The following is a 24022-nucleotide window of genomic DNA, read 5'->3' on the forward strand; positions in this document are numbered from 1 at the left end:
ACGTACGGCAGCACCGTAACCGTTGCGGCCGCACAGCGGGGCGCCTACCAGTCCGGCGGCCGCCCCCATCGCCGTACCGCGAAGACCGTCGTGTCGTCGGCCAGCCGCCCCCGGCAGTGCCGCAGGGTGCCGTCCCGGACCAGCGCCACCAGCCGCCCCGGTGCGGCGCCCGAGGGGTCGGCGGCCACCGCCCGGGCGACGGCGTCGGCGTGCCGGTAGAAGCAGCCCTCGGGGTCGCGCGCCTCGGTCACCCCGTCGGTGACCAGCAGCAGCGTCTCCTCGCGGGCGAGGGCGGAGCGGTGCACCGGCGGCACCGGCGGGCCCGCGACGAGGTCGTTCATGCCGAGCGGCAGCCCTCCGGCGACCGCCAGGGTCCGTACGCCCCGCGGACCGACCGCCAGCGGGGGGTCGTGGCCGAAGACGACGACGTCCACGGCGTCCGGCAGGCGCTCCGAGAAACCGATGAGGACGGCGGTCGCGAACCGGTCGCCGTCGGACCGGCCGAGCGCCGCGGTGTGCGCGCGGTGGCGGCGCATCCGGATCTCCAGCCGCTCGGCGACGGTCGCGAGGTCCGGCTCGTGGTAGGCGGCCTCACGGAAGGTGCCGAGCAGCGCGGCCGCCGCCTCCACCGCGCCCAGCCCCTTGCCCTGCACGTCACCGACGAGGACGCGGGTGCCGTGCGGGCCGGGCTGGATGTCGTAGAAGTCGCCGCCGACGCGGGCCTCGGTGTCCGCGGAGAGGTAGACGGCGGCGTGCTCCAGGCCGCCGAAGCCGACCGGCAGGGGCCGCAGCACGGTGCGGCGGGTGGTGTCGGCGATGTCCCGCATGTGCATCATGCGCTGCTCGCCGCCCACCCTGAGCGCGGCGGCCACCACGGCGATCACCCCGCCGAGGGCGACCAGGACCAGCCCGGGCAGCCCGGTCTCGGCACGGTGCTGCCAGACGGTGTCGGCCATGACGTAGACGGCGACGGCGACCGCCGCGTACACGGCCGTGGACCGCACCCCGCAGATCGCGGCGGCGACACCCGGGACGAGCACCGTCCAGGAGATGATCTCGAAGGCACCGGTGGTGGTGTCGGCCGCGGTGATGGCGACGAGCAGGAGCAGCGGGAACATCCAGGCGACGCTGTGACCGCGGACGCTGAGCAGTTCGTGCCGGGACACGGCGTCGCCCCGGCCGGCGGCCTGCACGAGCCGGCCGACCAGCCGCCACCGGCCGCGCACCGGACTGCGGTAGCGAGCCTCCACGGGCCTCAGCGAAGCACGCTCCCCGGCGGCCCGCATCCTGACTTGCCGACGGGCCCGCCCAGGTGTGCGCTGGTAGACGGGGGCGAGGTGAGAGGAGTGCGCTCATGGCTCATGCGGTACCGGCACGCGGCACGTCCGCCCAGGCACCCACCGGAGCGCCCGGCGGGCCGGGCACCCGCGGCCGTACGACGACACCCGACGTCTTCGGCGCGCGGACGCACAGGATGGCGAAATGGGCGGTGCCCGTCGGGATCGGGCTGGTCTACGGCTACTGGGCAGCGTCCATCAGCCGCCGCGGCGGCCCCGTCACCGGCTGGAACGTCCTGTTCGGCTTCCTGACCGTGCTCGCGTTCGTGGTCCTCTTCGCCGTGGTCCGGGCGGTGGCCGCCCGGCTGCCGCGCGAAGGACACGCGGCGCTGTGGGCGGCGTTCGCGGGCAGCGCGCTGGGGTTCCTGTACTCCCGCAGCGGCGTGGCGGTGTTCACCTGCGTCGTCGTGTCCCTGCTGCTCGCGGCGGCGGTGTTCGCCTCCCTCTTCTACCGCTACTACACGCACGAGGACGCACAGGGGCACCGCGCCGCCTGAGGCCCGCCGGCCGCCCGCCGCCCGGGCGCCCTGCCGTGGGGGCGGGTGCCGGTGCCCCGGGCGTGCCGGACCGCCCGATCGGCTCGTCCCGGGCGTCCGAATGCAGTCACGCCGGTCGCCCCGGCCGCCGCCGGGACCTTGCCTGGAGGGGTGTCCCCACGACTCCGGACCGCCCTGTCCACCGCCCTGATCGCCCTCGCCTGCCTGCTCGCGCCGTGCGGCACGCTGGCGGCCTGGGCGGTGCACGGACCGGCCGACACCGGGCGCTACGTCGCCGCCGTGACGCCGCTCGCCGACGACGCGGACGTGCGCGAAGCGGTCGCCGCCGCGGTGGGCGACCGCTTCTCGGACCAGGTCGCGGCCGGCCCCCTGCACGACAGCGTGCGGCTGTTCGCGCGGGACGCGACCCGGTCCTTCACGCGCACCGAGGCCTTCCGCGAGGGCTGGGAGACGGCGAACCGGACCGTCCACGAGGCCGTCCTGCGCGCACTGCGGGACCACCGGACGCACGGCCGCCCGGTCACCGTCGACCTGGCCCCGGTCACCCGACGCGTCAAGGAGCGGCTCACCGAGGACGTGCCGTTCGCGCGGCGCATCCCGGTCCGGCCCACCGCCGTCACCGTGCTCCCGGCCCACGAGGTGGACCGGCTCAGGAAGGGCTACCACGTGCTCGACGTCGCCGCCTTCTGGCTGCCGCTCGCGGCCGTCGTCTTCGCGGTCACCGGCATCGCCGTCGCCGCGTGCCGCCGGCGCGCCGTCACCGCCGCCGGGGTCGGCACCGCTCTCGGCGGGGCGCTGCTCGCCCTCGCCGTCGTCCTCGGCCGCCGGCTCACCGTCACCGAACTCCCCGGCGCGGTGGACGGCGCCGTGGACGGACCGGCCGCGGGCGCCGTCTACGACGCCCTCACCGAGACCCTGCGCACGGCCTCCTGGCTGCTGGTCGGCCTCGGCCTCGCGGTCGCCCTGGCCTCCTGGCTCGCGGGCCGCTACGGACGTCCGCGCCGCCGCCGGGCACCCACCGCCACCACCGTCGACCCCGCCCCGCCCCGGGCCCGTCTCTGAGCCGCCCGGCGCCGGCAAACCCTTGGCCCACCTCCCGCAGCGGTCGGTAGGGTCACCGCCCATGTCCGAGACGACGACCCTGTGGCGCCCCACCGGCCCCGAGGAGCTGGCCCTGGTGGCGGCCTCCGGCTGGACGGCCTGGCCACCGCGCCTGCCCGAGCAGCCGATCTTCTACCCGGTCCTCAACGAGGACTACGCCGTCCGCATCGCCCGCGACTGGAACGTCCCCGCCTCCGGCTCGGGCTACGTCACGCGCTTCGAGGTCGAGACGGACCACGTGGAGCGCTACCCGGTGCGCCAGGCCGGCGGCGAGACGATCCTGGAGCTGTGGGTCCCGGCGGACGAGCTGGCCGAGTTCAACCGGCACATCGTGGGGCGGATCGAGGTGGTCCGGGAGTTCCACGCCGGGGCCTGAGGCCGCACGGGCCTCCGCGGGGCAACTTCCCGGCCGCCGTTCCCGTCTTCGAGGGAGGCTGCGGGCATCGCAGAGGCAGGCAGCGCACCCGCGAGGGAGAGACCGGGACGTGGACACCGACACGGCGACCGACCAGGCGACGGACTCCGGCGGGCGTCCGGCGCCCCACCGCGCCGGACGGCGGTTCGCGGGCTGGTGCGCGGGGCTGCTGTTCGCCGGGGTGAGCGTGGTCGTCGGCTGCCGTCTCGCCGACAGCGACGGGATCACGCCCGTTCCGCAGCTGCTCGCCTTCCTGCCCTGGCTGCTCGTGCCGGCCGGGGCCGGGCTGCTCCTGACACTGCTCGCCCGGTGGTGGACCGGGGCGGTGTGGGGCGTCGCGCTGCTCGGGCTGCTGGCATGGTTCATCGAGCCGTACGGCAGGACCGGCGAACCCGCCGGGCCGCCCGTCGCCGAGCTGCGGGTGCTGACCTCGAACGTCGAGTTCGGACAGGGCACCGACGAGCTGGTCGGCGCCGTGCGGCGGACCGAACCCGACCTCGTGTTCGTACAGGAGTGCGAATACACGTGCGACGCGACCCTGCGCCGCGAACTCGCCGCGAGCCTTCCCCACCGGCGGGCCGTCGAGGGCGGCGGCTCCGAGGGGTCGGTCATCCTGAGCGCCTTCCCGCTGGAGCCCGCCCCCGCCGCCCCCGGCACCATGGGCATGCCGGCCGCCGTCGCCGACGTGCGCGGCCACTCCGTACGGCTCCAGCTCGCCCACCCCATGCCACCCCTGCCGGACCAGGTCGGCCTCTGGCGCGAGGAGCTGGACGCCCTGCGTGACGCCGCCGCCGAGAACGGCGAGACCCCCACCGTCCTCGCCGGCGACTTCAACGCCTCCCAGGACCACGCCGCCTTCCGCCGCATCCTCGACACGGGGCTGAGCGACGCGGCCCGGCTGGCCGGGGCCGACCGTACGGCCACCTGGCCGGCCCGGACCGCCCCGACCTTCGGCGTGCAGATCGACCACGTCCTGGTGTCGGACGACTTCACCGCGCACCGCGCCCGGTTCCTGGACCTGGCGGACACCGACCACCGCGCGCTGGTCGTCGACCTCACGCTGCACGAGGCCGGCTGACGCCGGCCCCGGGCAGTCCGGCGTTCTCAGACGCCGATGTCGCGGCCGTCCGCGCGCCACACCGCCACGACCGACGGGCGCACGATCTTGCCCGGTCCGTCGGGCCAGGTGCTGGCCGGCTTCTCCACCGAGGCACCGTCGACCTCGCCCGGGTGCTGCACGGCGACCAGTACGCGCCGGTCCTGGATGAGCGGACCGCAGGTCTCCGCGCCGGTCGGCACGGTCAGGAACTGCTTCAGCTCACCGCGCCGGTCGCCCTTGGTCGCGACCCCGAAGAGGCCGTCGTGGCTGCCCAGCGCGTTGCCGTCGGTGGACAGCCACAGGTTGCCGTGGTCGTCGAAGGCGACGTTGTCCGGGCAGGAGATCGGGCTGACCCGGTCCTTCGGGAAGCCCGCGAAGTAGGTCGCCGGGTCCTCCGGGTCGCCGGCGACGAGGAACAGCGACCACGCGAAGGACGTCGCGTCGGCCCGGTTCCAGCGCTCGGTCAGCTCCAGGACGTGGCCGTGCTTGTTGGCGTTGCGCGGGTTGGCCTCGTCCGCCTTGGCGTTGGAGCCGACCCCGCGGTTGGAGTTGTTGGTGAGGGCGACGTACACCTTGCCGGTGGTCGGGGACGGCTCGATGTCCTCGGGGCGGTCCATCTTCGTGGCGCCGACCTTGTCACCGGCCAGCCGCGTGAAGACGCACACCTCCTCGGCGGTCATGCCCTCGACGTGCGAGACGGCACCGCGCTCGGTGGCGGTGACCAGCGGGATCCAGTGGCCGCTGCCGTCGAACTCGCCGTCGCCGGGCAGCTTGCCCGTGCCGTCGATCTCGATCGCCGGGGAGTCGCCGCTGAGCTTGGCGACGTAGAGGGTCCCCTCGTCCAGCAGCGACAGGTTGTGCTCGCGCGCCCAGCGGCTGTCGCCGTGCCGCATCCGCTTGCTGCCGACGAACTTGTAGAAGTAGTCGAACCGCTCGTCGTCACCCGTGTAGACGACGGGGCGCCCGTCGTGGGTCAGCCGCACGGTCGCCGCCTCGTGCTTGAAACGGCCGAGGAGGGTGTGCTTGCGCGGGGTGGACTCGGGGTCGTAGGGGTCGAGTTCGACGACGTACCCGAAGCGGTGCACCTCGTTCGGCTCCTGGGCCACGTCGAAGCGCTTGTCGAACCGCTCCCACTTGCGCTCGGTGGCGCCGGTGCCGATGCCGTAGCGCTTGTCGGTCGCGCGGCTGCTGTTGGCGAAGTACTGGTTGAAGTTCTCCTCGCCGTGCAGCGTCGTGCCCCACGGGGTGGTGCCGCCGGCGCAGTTGTTGAGGGTGCCGAGCACCTTGCGGCCACTGCGGTCGGCGGAGGTCTTCACCAGGTCGGAGCCGGCGGCGGGCCCGGTCAGCCGGAACTCGGTGGTCGCGGTGATCCGCCGGTTGAGCCGGTGCCGGGAGACGGGCGTCAGATTGCCGTTCCCGCGCTCCTCCTGCACGGCGACGACGGACAGCCCGTGCGCGGCCCAGGCGATCTCGACCTGCTCGCGCGTCGGGTTCGCGGGGTCGTAGCCGCGGAACATGAGCACCTCGTCGGTGTACTCGTGGTTGGCGACGAGGATCTGCCGGCCGCGCTCACCGCGCAGCGGCAGCAGTGCGAGGAAGTCGTTGTTGTACCCGAACTGCCCGGCCTGCGCCCTGGCGGTCTGCTTCTCCGGGTCGAAGGCGGGCGCCCCGCGCAGGATGGGCTCGCCCCAGCGGATCACGACGTCCTGCCGGTACCCCTGCGGGACGGTGACGGCGTCGTTCCTGTTCGGGGCGACGGGCGTGAACCGCAGCCCGCGCGCACCCTCCTCCCGCCCCGGTTTCCCGTGGCCCCGGCCGGTCGCCGGCGCGGCCTGCGCCGACGGCGCCCCGGCCACGCCCACCGCACCGGCGCCCGCGGCCGCCACGGTGACGACGGCGGCGGCCCGCATCATGGAACGGCGGCTGAGCGCGCCGGCGATGACGTCGCCGACGTACTCGTTGGAGCTGGTGTTGGGCACCTCGTGGAAGCAGGCGTCACCACACCGGAAACGACAGGTCATGGCGGACCGGCCGCCGGGATGCGAACCGGACGGCGTTCCGATCAACGGCAGCAGCTTGCGCACTGTGTTCTCCCCTGAGAAGCCCTTGGATGCCCTTGGTGTCAGCGCGACCGTAGGTGCACATACGTGCGGGAGACGGGCGCCGCGGTGAACGACGGGTGAACCCGTGGAAGCGGGCAGGGAATTGCCGCGGCGTCTCGATCCCACCTTGACGCGCCCAGGGTTTCATGGCAGACCCTGCACAAGATCACAATCCAGGGCCGCTAACCTTACGTGTCCGTCCTGGCCAGGGATTGACGGGCATCAACTCACGCGAAGGGTTGCGCACATGGGCATTCTCACCTCTCTGCGGAACGTGTTCGGCCGGTCACGCAAAGACCGGACCGCCCAGGCGGAGGGTGTGACGCAGGAGACGGCACCGCCGGCCACCGCGCCGGAGCCGAAGCTCCCGTCCCAGCCCACCGCACCCCCGGAGCCGGCCGAGGCCCCGGAGCAGGCGGAGACCGCGCAGGTCCCCGAGCCCCGCACGGCGGACCTCTCCCCCGACGAGCACGAACTCGTCAAGGCCGCCTTCGCCAACGTCACGGTCCCCAAGCCCACGGAGTCCCCGGACCCGACGGCCGACCCCACCCCCGAGCCCCCCCAGGCCCAGCACCCCACCCCGAAGCCGACCCCGAAGACCGAGACCGAGCCGGAGACCGAGCCGAAGGCCGAGGCCAAGCCGGAAGCCGAGGCCAAGCCGAAGACCGAGGCCAAGCCGAAGACCGAGCCGAAGCCGAAGACCGAGGCCAAGCCCGAGGCGGCCCCGAAGCCGAAGACCGAGGCCAAGCCCGAGGCGGCCCCGAAGCCGAAGACCGAGGCCGAGGCGAAGCCGGAGCCGGAGCCGCAAGCCGAGGCACAGCCCGACCCGAAGTCGGAGGCCAAGGGGAAGTCCGAGCCCGAGCCGACGCCGGAGGCCGAGGCGCAGCCCGAGCCGGAACCGAAGGCCAAGCCGAAGGCCAAGCCGAAGGCCAAGGCACAGCCGGAGGCCAAGGCGCAGGCCGAGCCGGAACCGAAGGACGAGCCGAAGGCCGAGGCCAAGCCGGAACCGAAGGCCAAGCCGAAGGTGAAGCCGGAGGCCAAGGCACAGCCGGAGGCCGAGGCGCAGCCCGAGCCGAAGCCGGAACCGAAGGACGAGCCGCAGCCCGAGGCCAAGGCCAAGCCCGAGCCGAAGGCCAAGGCGAAGCCGAAGGCCGAGCCCGAGCCCGCTCCGGCCTCCGCCCCGGCCCCCGCAGCCGCAGCCACCCCCGAACCCGCGGCCGCCGACGGCGAGGAAGCCCCGCAGGGGCCACCCGCACCCGACGACGAAAGCGGCATGGGTGGTGCGGGTGGGAACACACACGCCGAAGGCGAAGCCGAGGCCCCCGAACCCGCCACCCCCGCCACCCGCATCCGCGCCACCGCCCCCGGCCTCACCACGGCCTACAAGGCCGCCGCCACCGCCCTCGAGAAGCACGACCTCACCGGCGCCCGCGCCAAGGTCCACCTCGTCCTCGACCGCTCCGCGTCCATGCGCCCGTACTACAAGGACGGCTCCGCCCAGGCCCTCGCCGAGCAGACCCTCGCCCTCGCCGCGCACCTGGACCCCGAGGCCACGGTCCACGTGACCTTCTTCTCGACGGAGCTGGACGGCACCGGTCAGCTCACCCTCACCGACCACGAGAACAAGATCGACGAGCTGCACGCGGCACTCGGCCGGATGGGCCGCACCAGCTACCACGCCGCCGTCGAGGCCGTCCTCGCGCACCACGAGAAGGAGGCCCCCGGCACCCCCGCCCTGGTGGTCTTCCAGACCGACGGCGCCCCCGACGCCAAGACCCCGGCCACCCAGGCTCTGACGGACGCCGCGGCGAACCACCCGCACGTCCACTTCTCCTTCGTCGCGTTCGGCGACCCGGAGAACAAGGCCTTCGACTACCTCCGCAAGCTCAAGACGGGCAACGCGTCGCACTTCCTGGCCGGCGAGACCCCGCGGGAGCTGACGGACAGGGAGCTGTACGAGGGCGTACTGGCCGCCTGGCGGCCGTAACCGCACCGCGCCACCACGCACATCCTTTCGGGGGGTGGGCCGGGGAACCCCCCGTCCACCCCCCGAAACGCGTGTGAGCCGATCTCCGACGGACCAGTAGGATTTCGCCCATGGCGGCCACTGGAAACGAGAAGCAGGGGGCGAAGGCGTTCTACGTCTCGACCCCCATCTACTACGTCAACGACGCTCCTCACCTGGGCCACGCCTATACGACCGTCGCAGGCGACGTGCTCACCCGCTGGCACCGCCAGCGCGGCGAGAAGGTGTGGTACCTCACCGGCACGGACGAGCACGGTCAGAAGATCATGCGCACGGCCGAGGCGAACGGGGTCACCCCGCAGGCCTGGGCCGACAAGCTCGTCACCGAGGCCTGGAAGCCCCTGTGGGAGCACCTGGAGATCGCGAACGACGACTTCATCCGCACCACGCAGAAGCGGCACACCGACCGCGTCCAGGAGTTCGTGCAGGACCTGTACGACAAGGACGAGATCTACAAGGGCGGCTACGAGGGCCCGTACTGCGTGGGCTGCGAGGAGTACAAGCTCCCCGGCGAGCTGCTCGACGGCGAGGGCGAGTACGCGGGCCAGAAGCTCTGCCCGATCCACAAGAAGCCGGTGGAGATCCTCAGCGAGGAGAACTACTTCTTCAAGCTGAGCGCGTACAGCGAGAAGCTGCTCGCCCACTACGAGGCCAACCCGGGCTTCATCCAGCCCGAGTCCGCGCGCAACGAGGTCGTGAATTTCGTCCGCCAGGGCCTCCAGGACCTCTCCATCTCCCGCTCGACCTTCGACTGGGGCGTGCCCGTCCCCTGGGACGACAAGCACGTCATCTACGTGTGGGTCGACGCCCTGCTGAACTACGCCACCGCGGTCGGCTACAACGAGAACCCGGAGAAGTTCGAGGCCACCTTCCCCGCCGACGTGCACCTCGTCGGCAAGGACATCCTCCGCTTCCACGCGATCATCTGGCCGGCGATGCTGATGGCGCAGGGCCTCCCGCTGCCCGGGAAGATCGCCGCGAACGGCTGGCTGATGGTCGGCGGCGAGAAGATGAGCAAGTCCAACCTGACCGGCATCAAGCCGCAGGACCTGACCTCGCACTTCGGCGTGGACGCGTACCGCTGGTACTTCCTGCGCGCGATCGCGTTCGGCCAGGACGGCTCCTTCTCCTGGGAGGACTTCTCCGCCCGCTACACCAGCGAGCTGGCCAACGACTACGGCAACCTCGCCTCCCGCGTCGCCGCCATGGTCGGCAAGTACTTCGGCGGCGAGCTGCCGGCCGCCACGGCCGACGGGGACGCGGAGCGGGCGATCCACGACGGCCTGACCAAGGCGGTCACGGAGGCCGACCGGAAGATCGGTGAGGAGCTGGACTTCCAGGGCGGCATCCTGGCCGTCTTCGAGTTCGTGAAGCAGGTCAACGGCTACATCACCGAGCAGGAGCCCTGGAAGGTCGCCAAGGACAACTCGCCGGAGGGCAGGGCCCGCCTGGCGACGATCCTCTACACGGCCGCCGAGTCGCTCCGCGCCGTCGCCGTCCTGCTGAACCCGATCATGCCGGACACCTCCCAGAAGCTCTGGGACTCCCTCGGCGCCGAGGCCTCCCTCGGCGGCCTCGCGGACCAGAGGGTCCAGGACGCGGCGGACTGGGGCCGGCTGCCCGCCGGTTCCACGGTCACCAAGGGCGCGGTGCTCTTCCCCCGTCTCGAGGAGAAGCCGACCGCGTAACGCGCTCGCCACAGCTCGGGGCCCGGGAGGGGCGGACCTTCTCCCGGGCCCCCCGCTTTTGCGAGGATCGGACCCACGGCACGCTCACGTGGGGGGAACCATGGCACTGTTCGGCAACGCGCACAGCATCGACCCGGCCCAGGCGCAGCACGAGTACGCCCGCCTGCTCGGCCACGGCGAGCAGATCCACGCCGCCTACCTGCTGATCCGCGACACCATCCTGTTCACCGACCGGCGGCTGATCCTGGTCGACAAGCAGGGCATCACCGGCAAGAAGACCGAGTACCACTCGATCCCGTACCGCAGCATCACGCACTTCGCGGTCGAGACGGCCGGCACCTTCGACCTCGACGCCGAGCTGAAGATCTGGCTCTCCGGCTCGCCGGCCCCCATCCAGAAGACCTTCACCAAGGGCGTCGACATCTACGAGGTGCAGGCGATCCTGACCCAGTTCGTGGCCCGGTAGACCCACGACGGAACGCGCGCGGGGCCCGGCATCGGTGTCGATGCCGGGCCCCGCGCGTCTGCCGCCTACTTCGGCTGCGGCTTGCGCACCGAGAGGTGCAGCTCCCTCAGCCGGGACTCGTCCAGCTCGGTCGGCGCGCCCATCATCAGGTCCTGGGCGTTGCCGTTGAGCGGGAAGGCGATGGTCTCGCGGATGTTGGGCTCGTCGGCCAGCAGCATCACGATGCGGTCGACGCCCGGGGCGATGCCGCCGTGCGGCGGGGCGCCGAAGCGGAACGCGCGCAGCATGCCGGCGAACTCGCGCTCGACGGTCTCGGCGTCGTAGCCCGCGATCTCGAAGGCCTTGAGCATGATGTCCGGCTCGTGGTTCCGGATGGCGCCGGAGGACAGCTCGACACCGTTGCAGACGATGTCGTACTGCCACGCCAGGATGTCCAGCGGGTCCTGGTTCTCCAGGGCGTCCATGCCGCCCTGCGGCATCGAGAAGGGGTTGTGCGAGAAGTCGATCTTCCCCGTGTCCTCGTCCTTCTCGTACATCGGGAAGTCGACGATCCAGCAGAAGCGGAAGACGTTCTCCTCGAAGTGCCCGGCGCGCTTGGCGGCCTCGACCCGCACCGCGCCCATGATCTTCGAGACCTCGTCGAACTCGCCCGCGCCGAAGAACACCGCGTGACCGGCGGCCAGGGAGAGGCGCTTGGTCAGCTCGGCGACGTTCTCCTCGGTGAGGAACTTCGCGATCGGCCCGCTCAGCGTGCCGTCCTCACCGACGCGGACCCAGGCCAGGCCCTTGGCGCCCTGCGAGACGGCGTAGTCACCGAGCTGGTCGAAGAACTTGCGCGGCTGGCCAGAGACGTCCGGGACGGCCAGCGCGCGGACGTGCTTGCCGGCGAAGGCCTTGAACTCCGAGCCCTCGAAGACGTCGCTGATGTCGACCAGTTCCAGCTTGGCCCGCAGGTCCGGCTTGTCGGAGCCGTACTTCAGCATCGCCTCGCGGAACGGGATGCGCGGGAAGGGCGAGGTCACCTCGCGGCCGCCGCCGAACTCGGTGAACAGCTCGGTCATGAGCCGCTCGACCGGCTGGAAGACGTCCTCCTGCTCGACGAAGCTCATCTCGACGTCGAGCTGGTAGAACTCGCCCGGCGAGCGGTCGGCGCGGGCGTCCTCGTCGCGGAAGCAGGGCGCGATCTGGAAGTACCGGTCGAAGCCGGAGATCATCAGCAGCTGCTTGAACTGCTGCGGGGCCTGAGGCAGGGCGTAGAAGCGGCCCGCGTGCAGGCGCGAGGGCACGACGAAGTCGCGGGCGCCCTCGGGGGAGGTGGCGGTGAGGATGGGCGTCGCCATCTCGTTGAAGCCGAGCGCCACCATCTTGTGGCGGATGGCGGAGATGACCGCCGTGCGCAGCATGATGTTGCGGTGCATGCGCTCGCGGCGCAGGTCGAGGAAGCGGTACTCCAGGCGCCGCTCCTCGTTCACCCCGTCCTCGGTGTTGATGGTGAAGGGCAGCGGCTGGGCGGCGCCCAGCAGCTCGACCTCGCCCACCTCGACCTCGACCTCACCGGTCGGCAGCTCGGAGTTGATGTTGTCGGCGCCGCGGGAGACGACCTTGCCGTCGACCCGGACGGTCGACTCCTTGGTCAGCTTGTCCAGCGCCTCGTAGGCCTCGGTGCCCGGACGGGCGACGAGCTGCGTGATGCCGTAGTGATCGCGCAGATCGATGAAGAGGATGCCGCCCAGGTCGCGCCGATTGTGCAGCCAGCCACTCAGTCGGACGTCGGTACCGACGTCAGAGGAGCGGAGCTCGCCGCAGGTGTGGGACCTGTACCGATGCATCGTCGTTCATCCAGCCTTCGTGGATCGGGGATGGTGTTTCGCGTTTCACGTGAAACAACCCCAGCGTACCGGGGACCCACCGCTGCGTTCCTCCCCATAGTCGGCGGGACGGCGGCGGGAGGGGGCCGGGACGGCACCGGTGGCAGTCTGCGATCACCTGTTCTTACAGTGGGGCAATGCGCACTGGTGACCCCCTGCCCGAGGTGGGGGACCTCCTTGCCGCTCTCGCGACCGGTCTGTGGCAGTGGGACACCGCCACGGGGGAGGTCACGGTCGACGCGGAGGCCGCCCGGCTGCTCGGACTGCCCCCGCGGTGCGCCGTGCACACCGAGGCCCGGGTGCGGTCCCGGCTGCATCCGGTGGACTGGAACGAGATCACCGGGGTCGTCGCGCTGGCCGCCACCGAAGGCACCCTCGCCGAGGTGCGCATCCGCGTCATGGACGAGCAGGGCCACGTCGTCCGCATGGTGCGCAGCCGCTCCAGGCCGTCCTTCGACCCCGTACGCAAGGCCTACAGGCTGATCGGCACCCTCCAGGAGGTCGCCGAGCCGGCCCCGGGCACCCCCGCGGGACGCCGCGCGGTCACCGGCGACTGGCGCCGCTCCCGGGAGGCCTTCCTGCTGGACGCCGGCCGGGCACTGGCCGAGGCGCGGTCCACCGAGGAGGTGCTGCGGGTCGCGGCAGGCCTGTCGATGCCGGGGTTCTCGCCGGACGGACTCGCGGTCTTCGGCGTCTCGGGCGACCGCCTGACGGTCATCGGCCACCACGGGCAGCCCGAGAACGACATGAACCCGTTCGTGAACATGCCCTTGGAGACGGACTACCCGGCCGCCGAGGTGGTCCGCGCCGGGCGGGCCGTGTACCTCTCCTCCCCCGAGCAATACCGCGCCCGCTACCCGCTCACCTGGCCGCTCGCCGAGCGCTTCGGCCGCCGTTCCTGGGCCTTCCTGCCGCTGACCGTCGCGGGACGCACCATGGGGGCGTGGATGGCGGCCTTCGCCTACCCGGTCGCGTTCACGCCGGACGAGCGGTCGGTGCTGACCACGGTGGCGCGGATGCTGGCGCAGGCGCTGTCCCGGGCGGGTGCCGCCGAGACCCAGCGGGAGCTGACGGAGGGGTTGCAGCGCTCCATGCTGCCGGTGCTCGCCCCGGAGATCCCCGGCATGACGGTCGCGGCCCGTTACGTCCCCACCGGCGGCGGCCTCCAGGTGGGCGGTGACTGGTACGACATGATCCCGCTGCCCGGCGGCCGCTTCGCCCTGGTCATCGGCGACGTCCAGGGCCACGACGTACGCGCGGCGGGGCTGATGGGCCAGTTGCGCATCGCCCTGCGCGCCTACGCCGCCGAGGGGCACCGGCCCGACGCGGTGCTCTCCCGCGCCTCCCACTTCTTCCACGGCCTCACCCAGGCCGACGACCCCGGCGACCTGCGCTTCGCCACCTGCTACTACGCCGAGGTGGATCCGGCCACCGGCACCCTGGAGAGCGCCCGCGCCGGGCATCTGGACCCGGTGGTGCGCATGGCGGACGGGACGGCGCTGATCCGGGCCACGGCGGGCGGGCTGCCGCTCGGTATCGACCCGGACTCCGACTACCCGACCACGCGGCTCGCCCTGGAGCCCGGGGACACCCTGATGCTGTGCACGGACGGCCTGGTCGAGACCGGCGGCCACGACCTGCACTCCGGCTGGGACCGGCTCCGCGTCATCCTGGAGGAGCACGAAGGGGCCCTGGAGGAACTGGCCGACGCGTTGGTGCAGGCCGTGCACGGACCCTCCTCGCACCACACCACGGGCCCGCTCGCCGACCGGCGGGAGGACGACATCGCCCTGCTGCTGCTCTGCCGGGAGGGCGGCGGCTGCGGATGCGGGGACAGCCCCGTGCTCCGGACGCCCCTGCGCCGCACCATGCTCACGGTCGCGCAGGCCGAGCCCGAGCGGATCGCCACCGCACGCCAGCACCTGCGGGACCTGCTGCACGACTGGCCCAGCGAGGAGCAGCGGGACGCGGCGGTGCTCCTGCTCTCCGAGATGCTGACGAACGTCCTGGTGCACACGGACGCCGACGCCCTGCTGGTCGCCGAGCTGACCGGTGCGCCGGGGGAACGTCGCATCCGGGTCGAGGTGACCGACAGCGGCGACGACCTGCCGCACAAACGCAGGCCGGGGGAGATGGCCTCCTCCGGGCGCGGCCTGATGCTGATCGAGCTGCTCGCCGACGAGTGGGGCGTCGCCCCGCGCGGCGAGGGCAAGAGCATCTGGTACGAGGTCTACGAGTCCACGGACCCGGAGGACGGCTTCGGCCCTGACCCCGGCGGCGGCTTCGGCCCGGAGGCGGAGGGCGGCCCCGAGGCCGCGTAGAGGCCCTGGAGCTCGTGCACGACGCCGAACGCGGCCGCGGTGAGCGGCACGGCGAGCAGCATCCCCAGGATGCCCGCCACCGACGCCCCCGCGGTGAGCGCCAGCAGCACGATCGCGGGGTGCATCTGCACGGTCCGGCTCTGGACCATCGGCTGGAGCACGTGCCCCTCCAGCACCTGCACGGCCAGCACCACGCCGAGCGCCCACAGCGCGATGACGAACCCGCGGTCGGCCAGCGCGACCAGGACCGCCACGGTCCCGGAGATGAAGGCGCCGAGGTAGGGGATGTAGGCGCCGACGAAGACCAGCGCGCCGAGCCCGACGGCGCCGGGGACGCGCAGGACGAGCAGCCCGACGGTGATGCAGACCGCGTCGATGAGGGCGATCAGCGTGGTGCCCCGCATGAAGCCCTCGACGGCGCCGTAGGCCCGCCGTGCCATGGCCTCCACCGTGTCCGCGCTGTGCGGCGGCGAGAGAGCCCGCACCGTGCCGACGGCCCGGTCGGAGTCGCGCAGGAAGAAGAAGACGAGCAGCAGCGCCAGCACGGCCATGGCGATCATCTCGCCGACGACGCTGATGCCGGTCACCACGCCGGAGGCGGCCGTACCGCCGAACTTCCCGAGCAGCTCCCGCGCGTTGGACGCCATGTCGTCCAGCGAGGTCCCCGCCGCCCCGAAGTGGTCGGCGATGTCCCGGGCCGCGCTGCGTACCGAGGCGACGATCTGGTCCCCGGTCTCGATGAGCGCGGAGACGACGATGTACACGGCCCCGCCGACCACCGCGACGACGGCGACGCAGGTGAGTCCGGCGGCCAGCGACCGCTGGACGTGCGCCTTCACCATCCGCCGGTGCAGCGGCCGGAGCAGGGCGGTGCCGAGCAGCGCCAGCAGCGCCGATGTCACGGCGGTGCGCAGCTCCACGCAGAGCCGGACCGCGACGTAGCCGACGCCGGCGGCGAGCAGGATGACGGCGCACCAGGCGGCGAACCGACGTACCGGACCGGGAAGCAGCTGCACCCCACCAGCCGACCACGCACCGGGCGGGCTGTCCTGTGCGGACCGCCCGCCCGGGTGACGCGGTGTCAGCGTGACGTGCTGTCAGCCGGGGACCTTCGGTGTCAGGCGTCCGGTCCCGCCGCCGACATGCCGTGCACGGCCGGGACCGTGCCGAGCCGGCCCTTCTGGAAGTCCTCGAAGGCCTGCATCAGCTCGTCCTTGGTGTTCATGACGAACGGACCGTAGTGCGCCATCGGCTCCCGGATCGGCTGTCCGCCGAGGAGCACGACCTCCAGGTCGGGGGTGTGCCCGTCCTGCTTCTCGTCCGCGCGGACGGTCAGCGAGCCCCCGGCGCCGAAGACCGCGGTCTGCCCCAGGTGGATCGGCCGCCGCTCGGCGCCCACCGACCCGCGGCCGGCCATGACGTACGCCAGTCCGTTGAACTCCTCCCGCCACGGCAGGGTGATCTCGGCGCCCGGCGCGAGGGTCGCGTGGACCATCGTGATCGGGGTGTGCGTGATGCCGGGGCCCTCGTGGCCGTCCAGCTCGCCCGCGATGACGCGCAGCAGCGCGCCGCCGTCGGGGGAGGTGAGCAGCTGGACGCTGCCGCTGCGGATGTCCTGGTACCTCGGGGCCATCATCTTGTCCCTGGCCGGGAGGTTCACCCACAGCTGGAGGCCGTGGAAGAGCCCGCCGGACATGACCAGCTGCTCCGGCGGCGCCTCGATGTGCAGCAGGCCGGAGCCCGCCGTCATCCACTGGGTGTCGCCGTTGGTGATGGTGCCGCCACCGCCGTTGGAGTCCTGGTGGTCGAAGATCCCGTCGATGATGTAGGTGACGGTCTCGAAGCCGCGGTGCGGGTGCCAGGGCGTGCCCTTGGGCTCCCCGGGCGCGTACTCCACCTCACCCATCTGGTCCATCATGATGAACGGGTCGAGGTGGCGGTAGTTGATCCCGGCGAACGCGCGGCGCACCGGGAAGCCCTCGCCCTCGAAACCGCTGGGCGCGGTCGTGACGGTGAGCACGGGACGTGCGACGGCGTCGGCGGGCGCGGATACGCGGGGCAGCGTCAACGGGTTCTCGACGGTCACGGCAGGCATGTCGACCTCCTCGGGCGGTGTGCGCCCCACTTTAGTTGAGCATTGAACTTCTTGTCACCTCGAACCACGAAAGCCCGGAGGGCATTCCCTCCGGGCTCACGGTGTCGGCGGTCACGTCCGACCGCCCGCGGGGTGATGGCACCTAGCCGTACATCCGGCGCATGGCGAAATCGACCATCTGTTCGACAGCCTTGGCGTCGAACACCATCCGGTGCTCCCCCTCCATGTCCAGCACGAAGCCGTAGCCGGTGGGCAGCAGGTCGATCACCTCCGCGCCGGTGATCACGAAGTACTTGGACTCCTTGCCGGCGTAGCGGCGCAGTTCCTTGAGGCCGGTGAACATCGGGATCACGGGCTGCTGGGTGTTGTGCAGCGCGAGGAAGCCCGGGTTGTCGCCGCGCGGGCAGTAGACCTTCGAGGTGGCGAAGATCTGCTGGAAGTCCTCGGCGGCCATCTGGCCGGTGGTGAAGGCGCGCACCGCGTCCGCGAGCGAGGGCGGGGACGGCTCGGGGTACAGCGGCGGCTGCTGCCCGTACCCACCGGACATCGGCTGCTGCGGCGGCGCGTACTGCTGCTGCTGAGGACCCGCGGTCTGGTCGTAGCCGTACATGCCGCAAAGACTAACGAGTAACGAGTCACAGATGACCGACTCGGGGTTGCTTCTTATTACCGACGGGTAGCATCATCGTAGCTACTGCTTGGTACGCGCAGTCGGTATGTGTACAGATGCGAGGAGTCAGTGCCTCGCCCCTCTCTCAACGGAGCCGTCGCCATGGGGCACTACAAGCCGAATCTCCGGGACATCGAGTTCAACCTCTTCGAGGTGCTCGGCCGCGACAAGGTCTACGGCACCGGCCCGTTCGCGGAGATGGACACGGACACCGCCAAGAGCGTCCTGGAGGAGCTGACCCGCCTCTCGGAGAACGAGCTGGCCGAGTCCTTCGCCGACGCGGACCGCAACCCGCCGGTCTTCGACCCGGAGACCAACACCGCGCCGGTCCCGGCGTCCTTCAAGAAGAGCTACCAGGCCTTCATGGACTCCGAGTACTGGCGTCTGGGCCTGCCCGAGGAGATCGGCGGCACCACCTCGCCGCGCTCCCTGATCTGGGCCTACGCGGAGCTGATCCTCGGCGCCAACCCGGCCGTGTGGATGTACTCCTCCGGCCCGGCGTTCGCCGGCATCCTCTTCGAGGAGGGCAACGAGGTCCAGAAGCACATCGCCTCGTTCGCCGTCGAGAAGCAGTGGGGCTCCACGATGGTCCTCACCGAGCCGGACGCGGGCTCGGACGTGGGCGCCGGCCGCACCAAGGCCGTGCAGCAGGAGGACGGCTCCTGGCACATCGAGGGCGTCAAGCGCTTCATCACGTCCGGCGAGCACGACATGTCGGAGAACATCCTCCACTACGTCCTCGCCCGCCCCGAGGGCGCCGGCCCCGGCACCAAGGGCCTGTCCCTCTTCCTCGTCCCGAAGTACGAGTTCGACTTCGAGACCGGCGAGCTGGGCGAGCGCAACGGCGTGTACGCCACCAACGTCGAGCACAAGATGGGCCTGAAGGCCTCCAACACCTGCGAGATGACCTTCGGCGACCGCCACCCCGCCAAGGGCTGGCTGATCGGCGACAAGCACGACGGCATCCGCCAGATGTTCCGCATCATCGAGTTCGCCCGCATGATGGTCGGCACGAAGGCGATCTCCACCCTCTCCACGGGCTACCTCAACGCCCTGGAGTACGCCAAGGAGCGCGTCCAGGGCCCCGACCTGGCCAACTTCATGGACAAGTCGGCCCCCAAGGTCACCATCACGCACCACCCGGACGTCCGCCGCTCGCTCATGACGCAGAAGGCGTACGCCGAGGGCATGCGCGCCCTCGTCATGTACACCGCCTCCGTCCAGGACGAGATCCAGCTCAAGGAGGCGAACGGCGAGGACGCGGCCACCGAGCACGCCCTCAACGACCTGCTCCTGCCGATCGTCAAGGGCTACGGCTCGGAGAAGGCGTACGAGCAGCTCGCCCAGTCGCTCCAGACCTTCGGCGGCTCCGGCTTCCTCCAGGAATACCCGATCGAGCAGTACATCCGCGACGCCAAGATCGACACCCTGTACGAGGGCACCACGGCGATCCAGGGCCAGGACTACTTCTTCCGGAAGATCGTCCGCAACCAGGGCGCCGCGCTGAACTCCCTCGCCGAGGACATCAAGAAGTTCCTGGCCCTCGCCACCGGCGGCGAGGAGCTGGCCGGCGCCCGCGAGCACCTGGCCAAGGCCGCCGTCGAGCTGGAGGCCATCGTCGGCGTCATGCTCACCGACCTGGCCGCCACCGAGCAGGACGTCAAGAACATCTACAAGGTGGGCCTCAACACCACCCGCCTGCTGCTCGCCTCCGGCGACGTGATCGTCGGCTACCTGCTCCTCAAGGGCGCCGCCATCGCCGCCGAGAAGCTGCCGACGGCGAGCGCGAAGGACAAGGCGTTCTACACCGGCAAGATCGCGGCGGCGAAGTTCTTCGCGGCCAACGTCCTGCCCGGCCTGACGCTGGCCCGCAAGGTCGCCCAGGGCGTCGAACTGGACCTGATGGAGCTGGACGAGGCGGCCTTCTAGCCCCCCGCGAGGCCCCTCCACCATTCCCACACACGCTCACGAGGGCCCGCTCCCGCCATCCGGGGAGCGGGCCCTCGTACGTCGTTAAGGTGAACCCCATGAGCGCACCGTCCCGCTTCCACCGCGGCCACACCGACGACCTGATGACCTTCCTGGCGGCCAGTCCGACGCCGTACCACGCCGTCGCGAACGCCGCCGAGCGGCTGGAGAAGGCCGGCTTCCGCCGGGTCGCCGAGACGGACGCCTGGGACGGGACCACCGGCGGCAGGTACGTGCTGCGCGGCGGCGCGATCGTGGCCTGGTACGTCCCCGAGGGCGCCGCGCCGCACACCCCGTTCCGCATCGTCGGCGCGCACACCGACTCCCCCAACCTGCGGGTGAAGCCGCGCCCCGACACCGGCACGCACGGCTGGCGCCAGGTCGCCGTGGAGATCTACGGCGGCCCGCTGATGAACTCCTGGCTCGACCGGGACCTGGGGCTGGCCGGGCGGCTGACCCTGCGCGACGGCTCCACGCGCCTGGTGAACGTGGACCGCCCGCTGCTGCGCGTCCCGCAGCTCGCCATCCACATGGACCGCAACGTGACGGCGGAGGGCCTCAAGCTCGACAAGCAGCGCCACCTCCAGCCCGTCTGGGGCCTCGGCGACACCGTCCGCGACGGCGACCTGATCGCCTTCCTGGAGGAGGAGGCGGGGCTGGACCGCGGGGAGGTCACCGGCTGGGACCTGATGACCCACTCGGTGGAGCCCCCGGCGTACCTGGGGCGCGACCGGGACCTGGTGGCCGGCCCCCGCATGGACAACCTCCTCTCCGTGCACGCCGGAGTCGCCGCCCTGGCCTCGGTCGCGTCTGCCGGCACCGACCTGCCGTACATCCCCGTGCTCGCCGCCTTCGACCACGAGGAGACCGGCTCCCAGTCGGACACGGGGGCGGACGGCCCGCTGCTCGGCAGCGTGCTGGAGCGCTCGGTGTTCGCCCGCGGCGGCTCGTACGAGGACCGGGCCCGCGCCTTCGCCGGCACGGTCTGCCTCTCCTCCGACACCGGCCACGCCGTCCACCCCAACTACGCCGAGCGGCACGACCCGACGCACCACCCGCGGGTCAACGGCGGCCCCCTCCTCAAGGTGAACGTCAACAACCGCTACGCCACCGACGGTTCGGGCCGCGCGGTGTTCGCCGCGGCCTGCGAGAAGGCGGAGGTCCCCTTCCAGACCTTCGTCTCCAACAACTCCATGCCGTGCGGCACGACCATCGGCCCGATCACCGCGGCCCGGCACGGCATCAGCACCGTCGACATCGGCGCCGCCATCCTCTCGATGCACAGCGCCCGGGAGTTGTGCGGCGCCGACGACCCGTACCTGCTGGCGAACGCGCTGGTGGCCTTCCTGCGGCCGTAGTCCCGCCGCCCGGCCGTGGCGTGGAACGACACGCCACGGCATGGGGGTTGACAGCCGGGGTACCCGAACGGAACCGGATCGACCGGAAACCCGGAGCCGACCGGATCTACAGGGAGGCAACACTCATGGGCCTCGGCGGGTGCATCATCCTCATCGCCGTGGGAGCCATCCTCACGTTCGCGACCGACTGGGACATGCAGGGCGTCAACCTCGACCTGGTCGGTGTGATCTTCATGATCGTCGGCCTGATCGGTGTCGCGACGTTCAGCAGCATCGCCCGACGCCGCCGCGTCATGATGCCGCCCACGACCCCGGTCGTCGAGGAAAGGCCCCACATGCGCGACGGCTACAACAACGGCTACGGCGCCTGACCGGGCGTACCGGGCGTACCGGGTGTACCGGGGTTTCCCCGGCCGACCGGGCGGGCGGGTGACGAGCGGGGGCGGGCGGCCGGACCCGTGGGGCACCCCGCCCCGCGTACGGCACTCGGCCTGTCGGCCTACCGGCGGCGTTCGGCGACGCGCCGCGGGGAAGCGATCACGGCATGAGATTCCTCGTGTACGACCGGCTCCTCGGCTTCGGTGACGACTACTGGATCGAGGACGGCAACGGCAACAAGGTGTACCTCGTCGACGGCAAGGCGATGCGTCTGCGGGACACCTGGGAGCTGAAGGACACCCAGGGGCGGGTGCTCGTCGACATCCACCAGAAGATGTTCGCCCTGCGCGACACGATGGTGATCGAACGGGGCGACGAGCCGCTGGCCCGGATCAGGCGCAAGCGGCTGTCCCTGCTGCGCAACCACTACCGGGTCTCCCTGGCCGACGGCACCGAGCTGGACGTCAGCGGCAGGATCCTCGACCGGGAGTTCGCCATCGAGTACGACGGCGAGCTGCTGGCCGTCGTCTCCCGGCGGTGGCTGACCCTGCGGGACACCTACGGCGTGGACGTCGTACGGGACGACGCGGACCCGGCCCTGCTGATCGCGCTGACGGTGTGCGTCATCCACCTCGCGGAGAAGGAACGCGAGAAGGACGACGGGGCGGACCGGACGGACGGGTCGGACGACTGACGGGGCGGACGACTGACGGGCGGCGCGGCCGGCCGTCACCGGCGCGGCGGACCCGTGGGCGCGTGCGCCGGTGCCGTCACCGGCGCGGCACCGGCAGCCCCAGCATCCGGTCCTTCAGGGCCGGGAACTGCTCCCGGGTCCGCGCCACCCTCGCCGGGTCGAACTCCACCGTGAGGACCTCCTCGTCCCCTCCGGCCCGCGCCAGCACCTCGCCCCAGGGGTCGACCACGATCGAGTGACCGGCCTGCGGAACCCCGGCATGCGTCCCGGCCGTTCCACAGGCGAGGACGAACGCCTGGTTCTCCACCGCCCGTGCCTGCGCCAGGAGCGTCCAGTGGGACCGGCGGCGCTCCGGCCAGCCCGCCGGGACCACCAGGGTCTCGGCCCCGGCGTCGACGAGACCGCGGAACAGCTCGGGGAAACGGAGGTCGTAGCAGGTCGCCACACCGAGGGTCGTCTCCGGCAGACGGACCGTCACCAGCTCGTCGCCGGCGCCCATCAGCACGGCCTCGCCCTTGTCGAACCCGAACCGGTGGATCTTGCGGTAGGCGGCGGCCAGGTCGCCGGAGGGGGAGAGGACGAGAGAGGTGTTGTAGAGGTGTCCGTCGGGGCCGCGCTCGGGCACGGAGCCCGCGTGCAGCCACACGCCCGCGTCACTCGCCGCCTTCGCCATCGCCTCGTACGTCGGCCCCTGGAGCGGCTCGGCCTCCGTGTCGAACGCCTCGAAGGCGAAGGCACCCGTGGTCCACAGCTCCGGCAGGACCACGAGATCGGCGCCCGCCTGCTCGCGGACCAGCGCCGCCGTCCGCCGGCGGCGCGCTTCCACCGATTCGTCCTCGTTCACGGCGATTTGGATCAAAGAGGCGCGCACACTACCACCGTCCTGGCATTCGAGCCGTCCACTCGGGCCTACGATCGTCACACGAAAGCACTGCCGGGGTGCCGCACAGCAGCGTAACTTAGCGATCCAAGACGCCCGCCGACCGCAGCCACCTCCCACTGGCACCGCCGCCGCAAACCGCCCGTGTACCGACCGCCGAGGGGTCCCGTTCCGTGAGTCTGCATCCCACCCTCCAGCCCTACGCCGACGCCTGGACTCACTCCATCGAGGCGATATCCGAGCTGGTCCAGCCCCTCGTGGAGGCAGAGTGGAACCGCCGCACCCCCTGCCCGGGGTGGTCGGTGCGCGACATCGTCTCCCACGTCCTCGGCCTGGACTCGGAGATGCTCGGCGACCCGCGGCCCATCCACACGCTCCCGCGCGACCTCTTCCACGTCACCAACGACCACCAGCGCTACATGGAGATGCAGGTCGACGTCCGCCGCCACCACACGGCGCCGGAGATGACGTCCGAGCTGGAGTACATGGTCATCCGGCGCAACCGCCAGCTGCGGAACGAGTCGCGGGACCCCGGCACGAAGGTGCGCGGCCCGCTCGGCACGGAGCTGACCCTGGAGGAGGCGATGCGCCGGCACGCCTTCGACGTGTGGGCGCACGAACAGGACCTGCGCACGGCCCTCGGCCGTCCCGGCAACCTCGACTCCCCCGGCGCGCACGTCGCCCGTGACGTCCTGCTCGCCGAGCTGCCGGCCGTCGTCGCCGAGCGCGCGGACGCGCCCCGCAGCTCCGCCGTCGTCTTCGACGTGCACGGCCCGGTGGAGTTCCTGCGCACCATCCGCGTCGACATCCAGGGCCGCGGCACCCTGGAGACGGCCCCCGCCCTCGGGCCCGCCGCCACCCTCACCCTCGACTGGGAGACCTACGTCCGCCTGGCGTGCGGCCGGGTGACCCCGGAGGGGGCGGCGGACCGCATCAAGACGGAGGGCGACCCGGACCTGGCGGCGGCCATCCTGCGGAACTTCGTGGTGACGCAGTAGCACGGAGCAGACGCCCGGCCCGGGGGCAGCGGCCCCCGGCCCGCCGCCCGCCACCGGGTGC

At 71.9% G+C, this 24022-nt stretch carries 20 protein-coding genes; 13 read left to right on the top strand and 7 right to left on the bottom strand.

Going from position 1 to position 24022, the window contains the following annotated elements:
• Positions 1 to 44 precede the first annotated feature (44 nt).
• Positions 45 to 1286 (bottom strand): PP2C family protein-serine/threonine phosphatase, encoded by a 1242-nt coding sequence (locus AC07FV_RS20455; RefSeq protein ID WP_479088802.1) that lies wholly within the window; start codon positions 1284 to 1286, stop codon positions 45 to 47.
• A 68-nt stretch (positions 1287 to 1354) separates the two neighbouring features.
• Between AC07FV_RS20455 and AC07FV_RS20460 the strand changes: the two genes are divergently transcribed.
• From AC07FV_RS20460 to AC07FV_RS20475, 4 genes are all read left to right on the top strand, one after another.
• Positions 1355 to 1834: a hypothetical protein gene (locus tag AC07FV_RS20460; protein ID WP_361016059.1), complete on the top strand. Its 480-nt coding sequence runs from the start codon at positions 1355 to 1357 to the stop codon at positions 1832 to 1834.
• A 150-nt stretch (positions 1835 to 1984) separates the two neighbouring features.
• Positions 1985 to 2896 carry a hypothetical protein gene (locus AC07FV_RS20465; RefSeq protein WP_479088803.1) on the top strand — a complete coding sequence of 304 codons (912 nt, stop codon included), beginning with the start codon at positions 1985 to 1987 and terminating at the stop codon, positions 2894 to 2896.
• 61 nt (positions 2897 to 2957) lie between these two features.
• The gene (locus tag AC07FV_RS20470) at positions 2958 to 3311 is read left to right on the top strand and encodes an ADP-ribosylation/crystallin J1 (RefSeq protein ID WP_479088804.1); all 354 of its coding nucleotides are present in this window, start codon (positions 2958 to 2960) and stop codon (positions 3309 to 3311) included.
• Between the two features lie 109 nt (positions 3312 to 3420).
• Positions 3421 to 4428, top strand: a complete 1008-nt coding sequence (locus AC07FV_RS20475; RefSeq protein ID WP_479088805.1) for an endonuclease/exonuclease/phosphatase family protein — start codon at positions 3421 to 3423, stop codon at positions 4426 to 4428.
• Positions 4429 to 4454: 26 nt separating this feature from the next.
• Here the strand turns inward: AC07FV_RS20475 and AC07FV_RS20480 are convergent, their stop codons facing one another.
• On the bottom strand, positions 4455 to 6533 hold the full coding sequence (locus AC07FV_RS20480; protein WP_479088806.1) for a PhoX family protein: 2079 nt from the start codon (positions 6531 to 6533) through the stop codon (positions 4455 to 4457).
• Between the two features lie 265 nt (positions 6534 to 6798).
• Between AC07FV_RS20480 and AC07FV_RS20485 the strand changes: the two genes are divergently transcribed.
• The 3 genes from AC07FV_RS20485 (at position 6799) to AC07FV_RS20495 (ending at position 10731) form a co-directional block, all read left to right on the top strand.
• On the top strand, positions 6799 to 8538 hold the full coding sequence (locus AC07FV_RS20485) for a VWA domain-containing protein (protein WP_479088807.1): 1740 nt from the start codon (positions 6799 to 6801) through the stop codon (positions 8536 to 8538).
• 110 nt (positions 8539 to 8648) lie between these two features.
• Positions 8649 to 10265, top strand: coding sequence for a methionine--tRNA ligase (gene metG, locus AC07FV_RS20490; protein ID WP_479088808.1), 1617 nt, complete (start codon positions 8649 to 8651; stop codon positions 10263 to 10265).
• Between the two features lie 100 nt (positions 10266 to 10365).
• Entirely contained in the window at positions 10366 to 10731 is a 366-nt protein-coding gene (locus AC07FV_RS20495; protein ID WP_356602496.1) for a PH domain-containing protein, read from the top strand.
• A gap of 65 nt (positions 10732 to 10796) precedes the next feature.
• On the opposite strand, the gene aspS is transcribed toward AC07FV_RS20495, so the two are convergent.
• Positions 10797 to 12560 carry an aspartate--tRNA ligase gene (gene aspS / locus AC07FV_RS20500; protein WP_383650517.1) on the bottom strand — a complete coding sequence of 588 codons (1764 nt, stop codon included), beginning with the start codon at positions 12558 to 12560 and terminating at the stop codon, positions 10797 to 10799.
• 176 nt (positions 12561 to 12736) lie between these two features.
• Here aspS and AC07FV_RS20505 point away from each other — a divergent pair, with 176 nt between their 5' ends.
• Positions 12737 to 14920 carry a SpoIIE family protein phosphatase gene (locus AC07FV_RS20505; protein WP_479088809.1) on the top strand — a complete coding sequence of 728 codons (2184 nt, stop codon included), beginning with the start codon at positions 12737 to 12739 and terminating at the stop codon, positions 14918 to 14920.
• Here AC07FV_RS20505 and AC07FV_RS20510 read toward each other — a convergent pair.
• From AC07FV_RS20510 to AC07FV_RS20520, 3 genes are all read right to left on the bottom strand, one after another.
• On the bottom strand, positions 14830 to 15936 hold the full coding sequence (locus tag AC07FV_RS20510; protein ID WP_479088810.1) for an AI-2E family transporter: 1107 nt from the start codon (positions 15934 to 15936) through the stop codon (positions 14830 to 14832). The genes AC07FV_RS20505 and AC07FV_RS20510 overlap by 91 nt on opposite strands.
• 101 nt (positions 15937 to 16037) lie before the next feature.
• The gene (locus tag AC07FV_RS20515; protein WP_356602504.1) at positions 16038 to 17015 is read right to left on the bottom strand and encodes a pirin family protein; all 978 of its coding nucleotides are present in this window, start codon (positions 17013 to 17015) and stop codon (positions 16038 to 16040) included.
• 142 nt (positions 17016 to 17157) lie between these two features.
• Entirely contained in the window at positions 17158 to 17625 is a 468-nt protein-coding gene (locus tag AC07FV_RS20520; RefSeq protein WP_479088811.1) for an SseB family protein, read from the bottom strand.
• Positions 17626 to 17787: 162 nt separating this feature from the next.
• Here AC07FV_RS20520 and AC07FV_RS20525 point away from each other — a divergent pair, with 162 nt between their 5' ends.
• The 4 genes from AC07FV_RS20525 to AC07FV_RS20540 all read left to right on the top strand — a co-directional run bounded on the left by AC07FV_RS20525 (position 17788) and on the right by AC07FV_RS20540 (position 22083).
• Positions 17788 to 19614, top strand: a complete 1827-nt coding sequence (locus AC07FV_RS20525; protein ID WP_383650512.1) for an acyl-CoA dehydrogenase — start codon at positions 17788 to 17790, stop codon at positions 19612 to 19614.
• 98 nt (positions 19615 to 19712) lie between these two features.
• Positions 19713 to 21011 (top strand): M18 family aminopeptidase, encoded by a 1299-nt coding sequence (locus AC07FV_RS20530; protein ID WP_479088812.1) that lies wholly within the window; start codon positions 19713 to 19715, stop codon positions 21009 to 21011.
• Positions 21012 to 21136: 125 nt separating this feature from the next.
• On the top strand, positions 21137 to 21382 hold the full coding sequence (locus tag AC07FV_RS20535) for a DUF6458 family protein (protein ID WP_356602510.1): 246 nt from the start codon (positions 21137 to 21139) through the stop codon (positions 21380 to 21382).
• A 173-nt stretch (positions 21383 to 21555) separates the two neighbouring features.
• Complete coding sequence (locus tag AC07FV_RS20540) at positions 21556 to 22083, top strand: LURP-one-related/scramblase family protein (protein WP_479088813.1); 528 nt, start codon at positions 21556 to 21558, stop codon at positions 22081 to 22083.
• Between the two features lie 76 nt (positions 22084 to 22159).
• Here the strand turns inward: AC07FV_RS20540 and AC07FV_RS20545 are convergent, their stop codons facing one another.
• Complete coding sequence (locus AC07FV_RS20545; protein ID WP_479088814.1) at positions 22160 to 22954, bottom strand: carbon-nitrogen family hydrolase; 795 nt, start codon at positions 22952 to 22954, stop codon at positions 22160 to 22162.
• A gap of 182 nt (positions 22955 to 23136) precedes the next feature.
• Here AC07FV_RS20545 and AC07FV_RS20550 point away from each other — a divergent pair, with 182 nt between their 5' ends.
• A complete protein-coding gene (locus tag AC07FV_RS20550; protein ID WP_479088815.1) occupies positions 23137 to 23961 on the top strand; it encodes a maleylpyruvate isomerase family mycothiol-dependent enzyme in 825 nt (274 codons plus the stop codon).
• Positions 23962 to 24022: the final 61 nt, after the last annotated feature.

It is taken from the genome of Streptomyces sp. NPDC045956 (assembly GCF_056430705.1).

What these genes read in the sequence shown, in the direction of transcription:
- AC07FV_RS20520 (WP_479088811.1), bottom strand. Translation starts at nt 17,625, where the DNA reads ATGTACGGCTACGACCAGACCGCGGGTCCTCAGCAGCAGCAGTACGCG.
- AC07FV_RS20540 (WP_479088813.1), top strand. Translation starts at nt 21,556, where the DNA reads ATGAGATTCCTCGTGTACGACCGGCTCCTCGGCTTCGGTGACGACTAC.
- metG (WP_479088808.1), top strand. Translation starts at nt 8,649, where the DNA reads ATGGCGGCCACTGGAAACGAGAAGCAGGGGGCGAAGGCGTTCTACGTC.
- AC07FV_RS20515 (WP_356602504.1), bottom strand. Translation starts at nt 17,015, where the DNA reads ATGCCTGCCGTGACCGTCGAGAACCCGTTGACGCTGCCCCGCGTATCC.
- AC07FV_RS20460 (WP_361016059.1), top strand. Translation starts at nt 1,355, where the DNA reads ATGGCTCATGCGGTACCGGCACGCGGCACGTCCGCCCAGGCACCCACC.
- AC07FV_RS20455 (WP_479088802.1), bottom strand. Translation starts at nt 1,286, where the DNA reads ATGCGGGCCGCCGGGGAGCGTGCTTCGCTGAGGCCCGTGGAGGCTCGC.
- AC07FV_RS20535 (WP_356602510.1), top strand. Translation starts at nt 21,137, where the DNA reads ATGGGCCTCGGCGGGTGCATCATCCTCATCGCCGTGGGAGCCATCCTC.
- AC07FV_RS20525 (WP_383650512.1), top strand. Translation starts at nt 17,788, where the DNA reads ATGGGGCACTACAAGCCGAATCTCCGGGACATCGAGTTCAACCTCTTC.
- AC07FV_RS20470 (WP_479088804.1), top strand. Translation starts at nt 2,958, where the DNA reads ATGTCCGAGACGACGACCCTGTGGCGCCCCACCGGCCCCGAGGAGCTG.
- AC07FV_RS20495 (WP_356602496.1), top strand. Translation starts at nt 10,366, where the DNA reads ATGGCACTGTTCGGCAACGCGCACAGCATCGACCCGGCCCAGGCGCAG.
- aspS (WP_383650517.1), bottom strand. Translation starts at nt 12,560, where the DNA reads ATGCATCGGTACAGGTCCCACACCTGCGGCGAGCTCCGCTCCTCTGAC.
- AC07FV_RS20530 (WP_479088812.1), top strand. Translation starts at nt 19,713, where the DNA reads ATGAGCGCACCGTCCCGCTTCCACCGCGGCCACACCGACGACCTGATG.
- AC07FV_RS20505 (WP_479088809.1), top strand. Translation starts at nt 12,737, where the DNA reads ATGCGCACTGGTGACCCCCTGCCCGAGGTGGGGGACCTCCTTGCCGCT.
- AC07FV_RS20485 (WP_479088807.1), top strand. Translation starts at nt 6,799, where the DNA reads ATGGGCATTCTCACCTCTCTGCGGAACGTGTTCGGCCGGTCACGCAAA.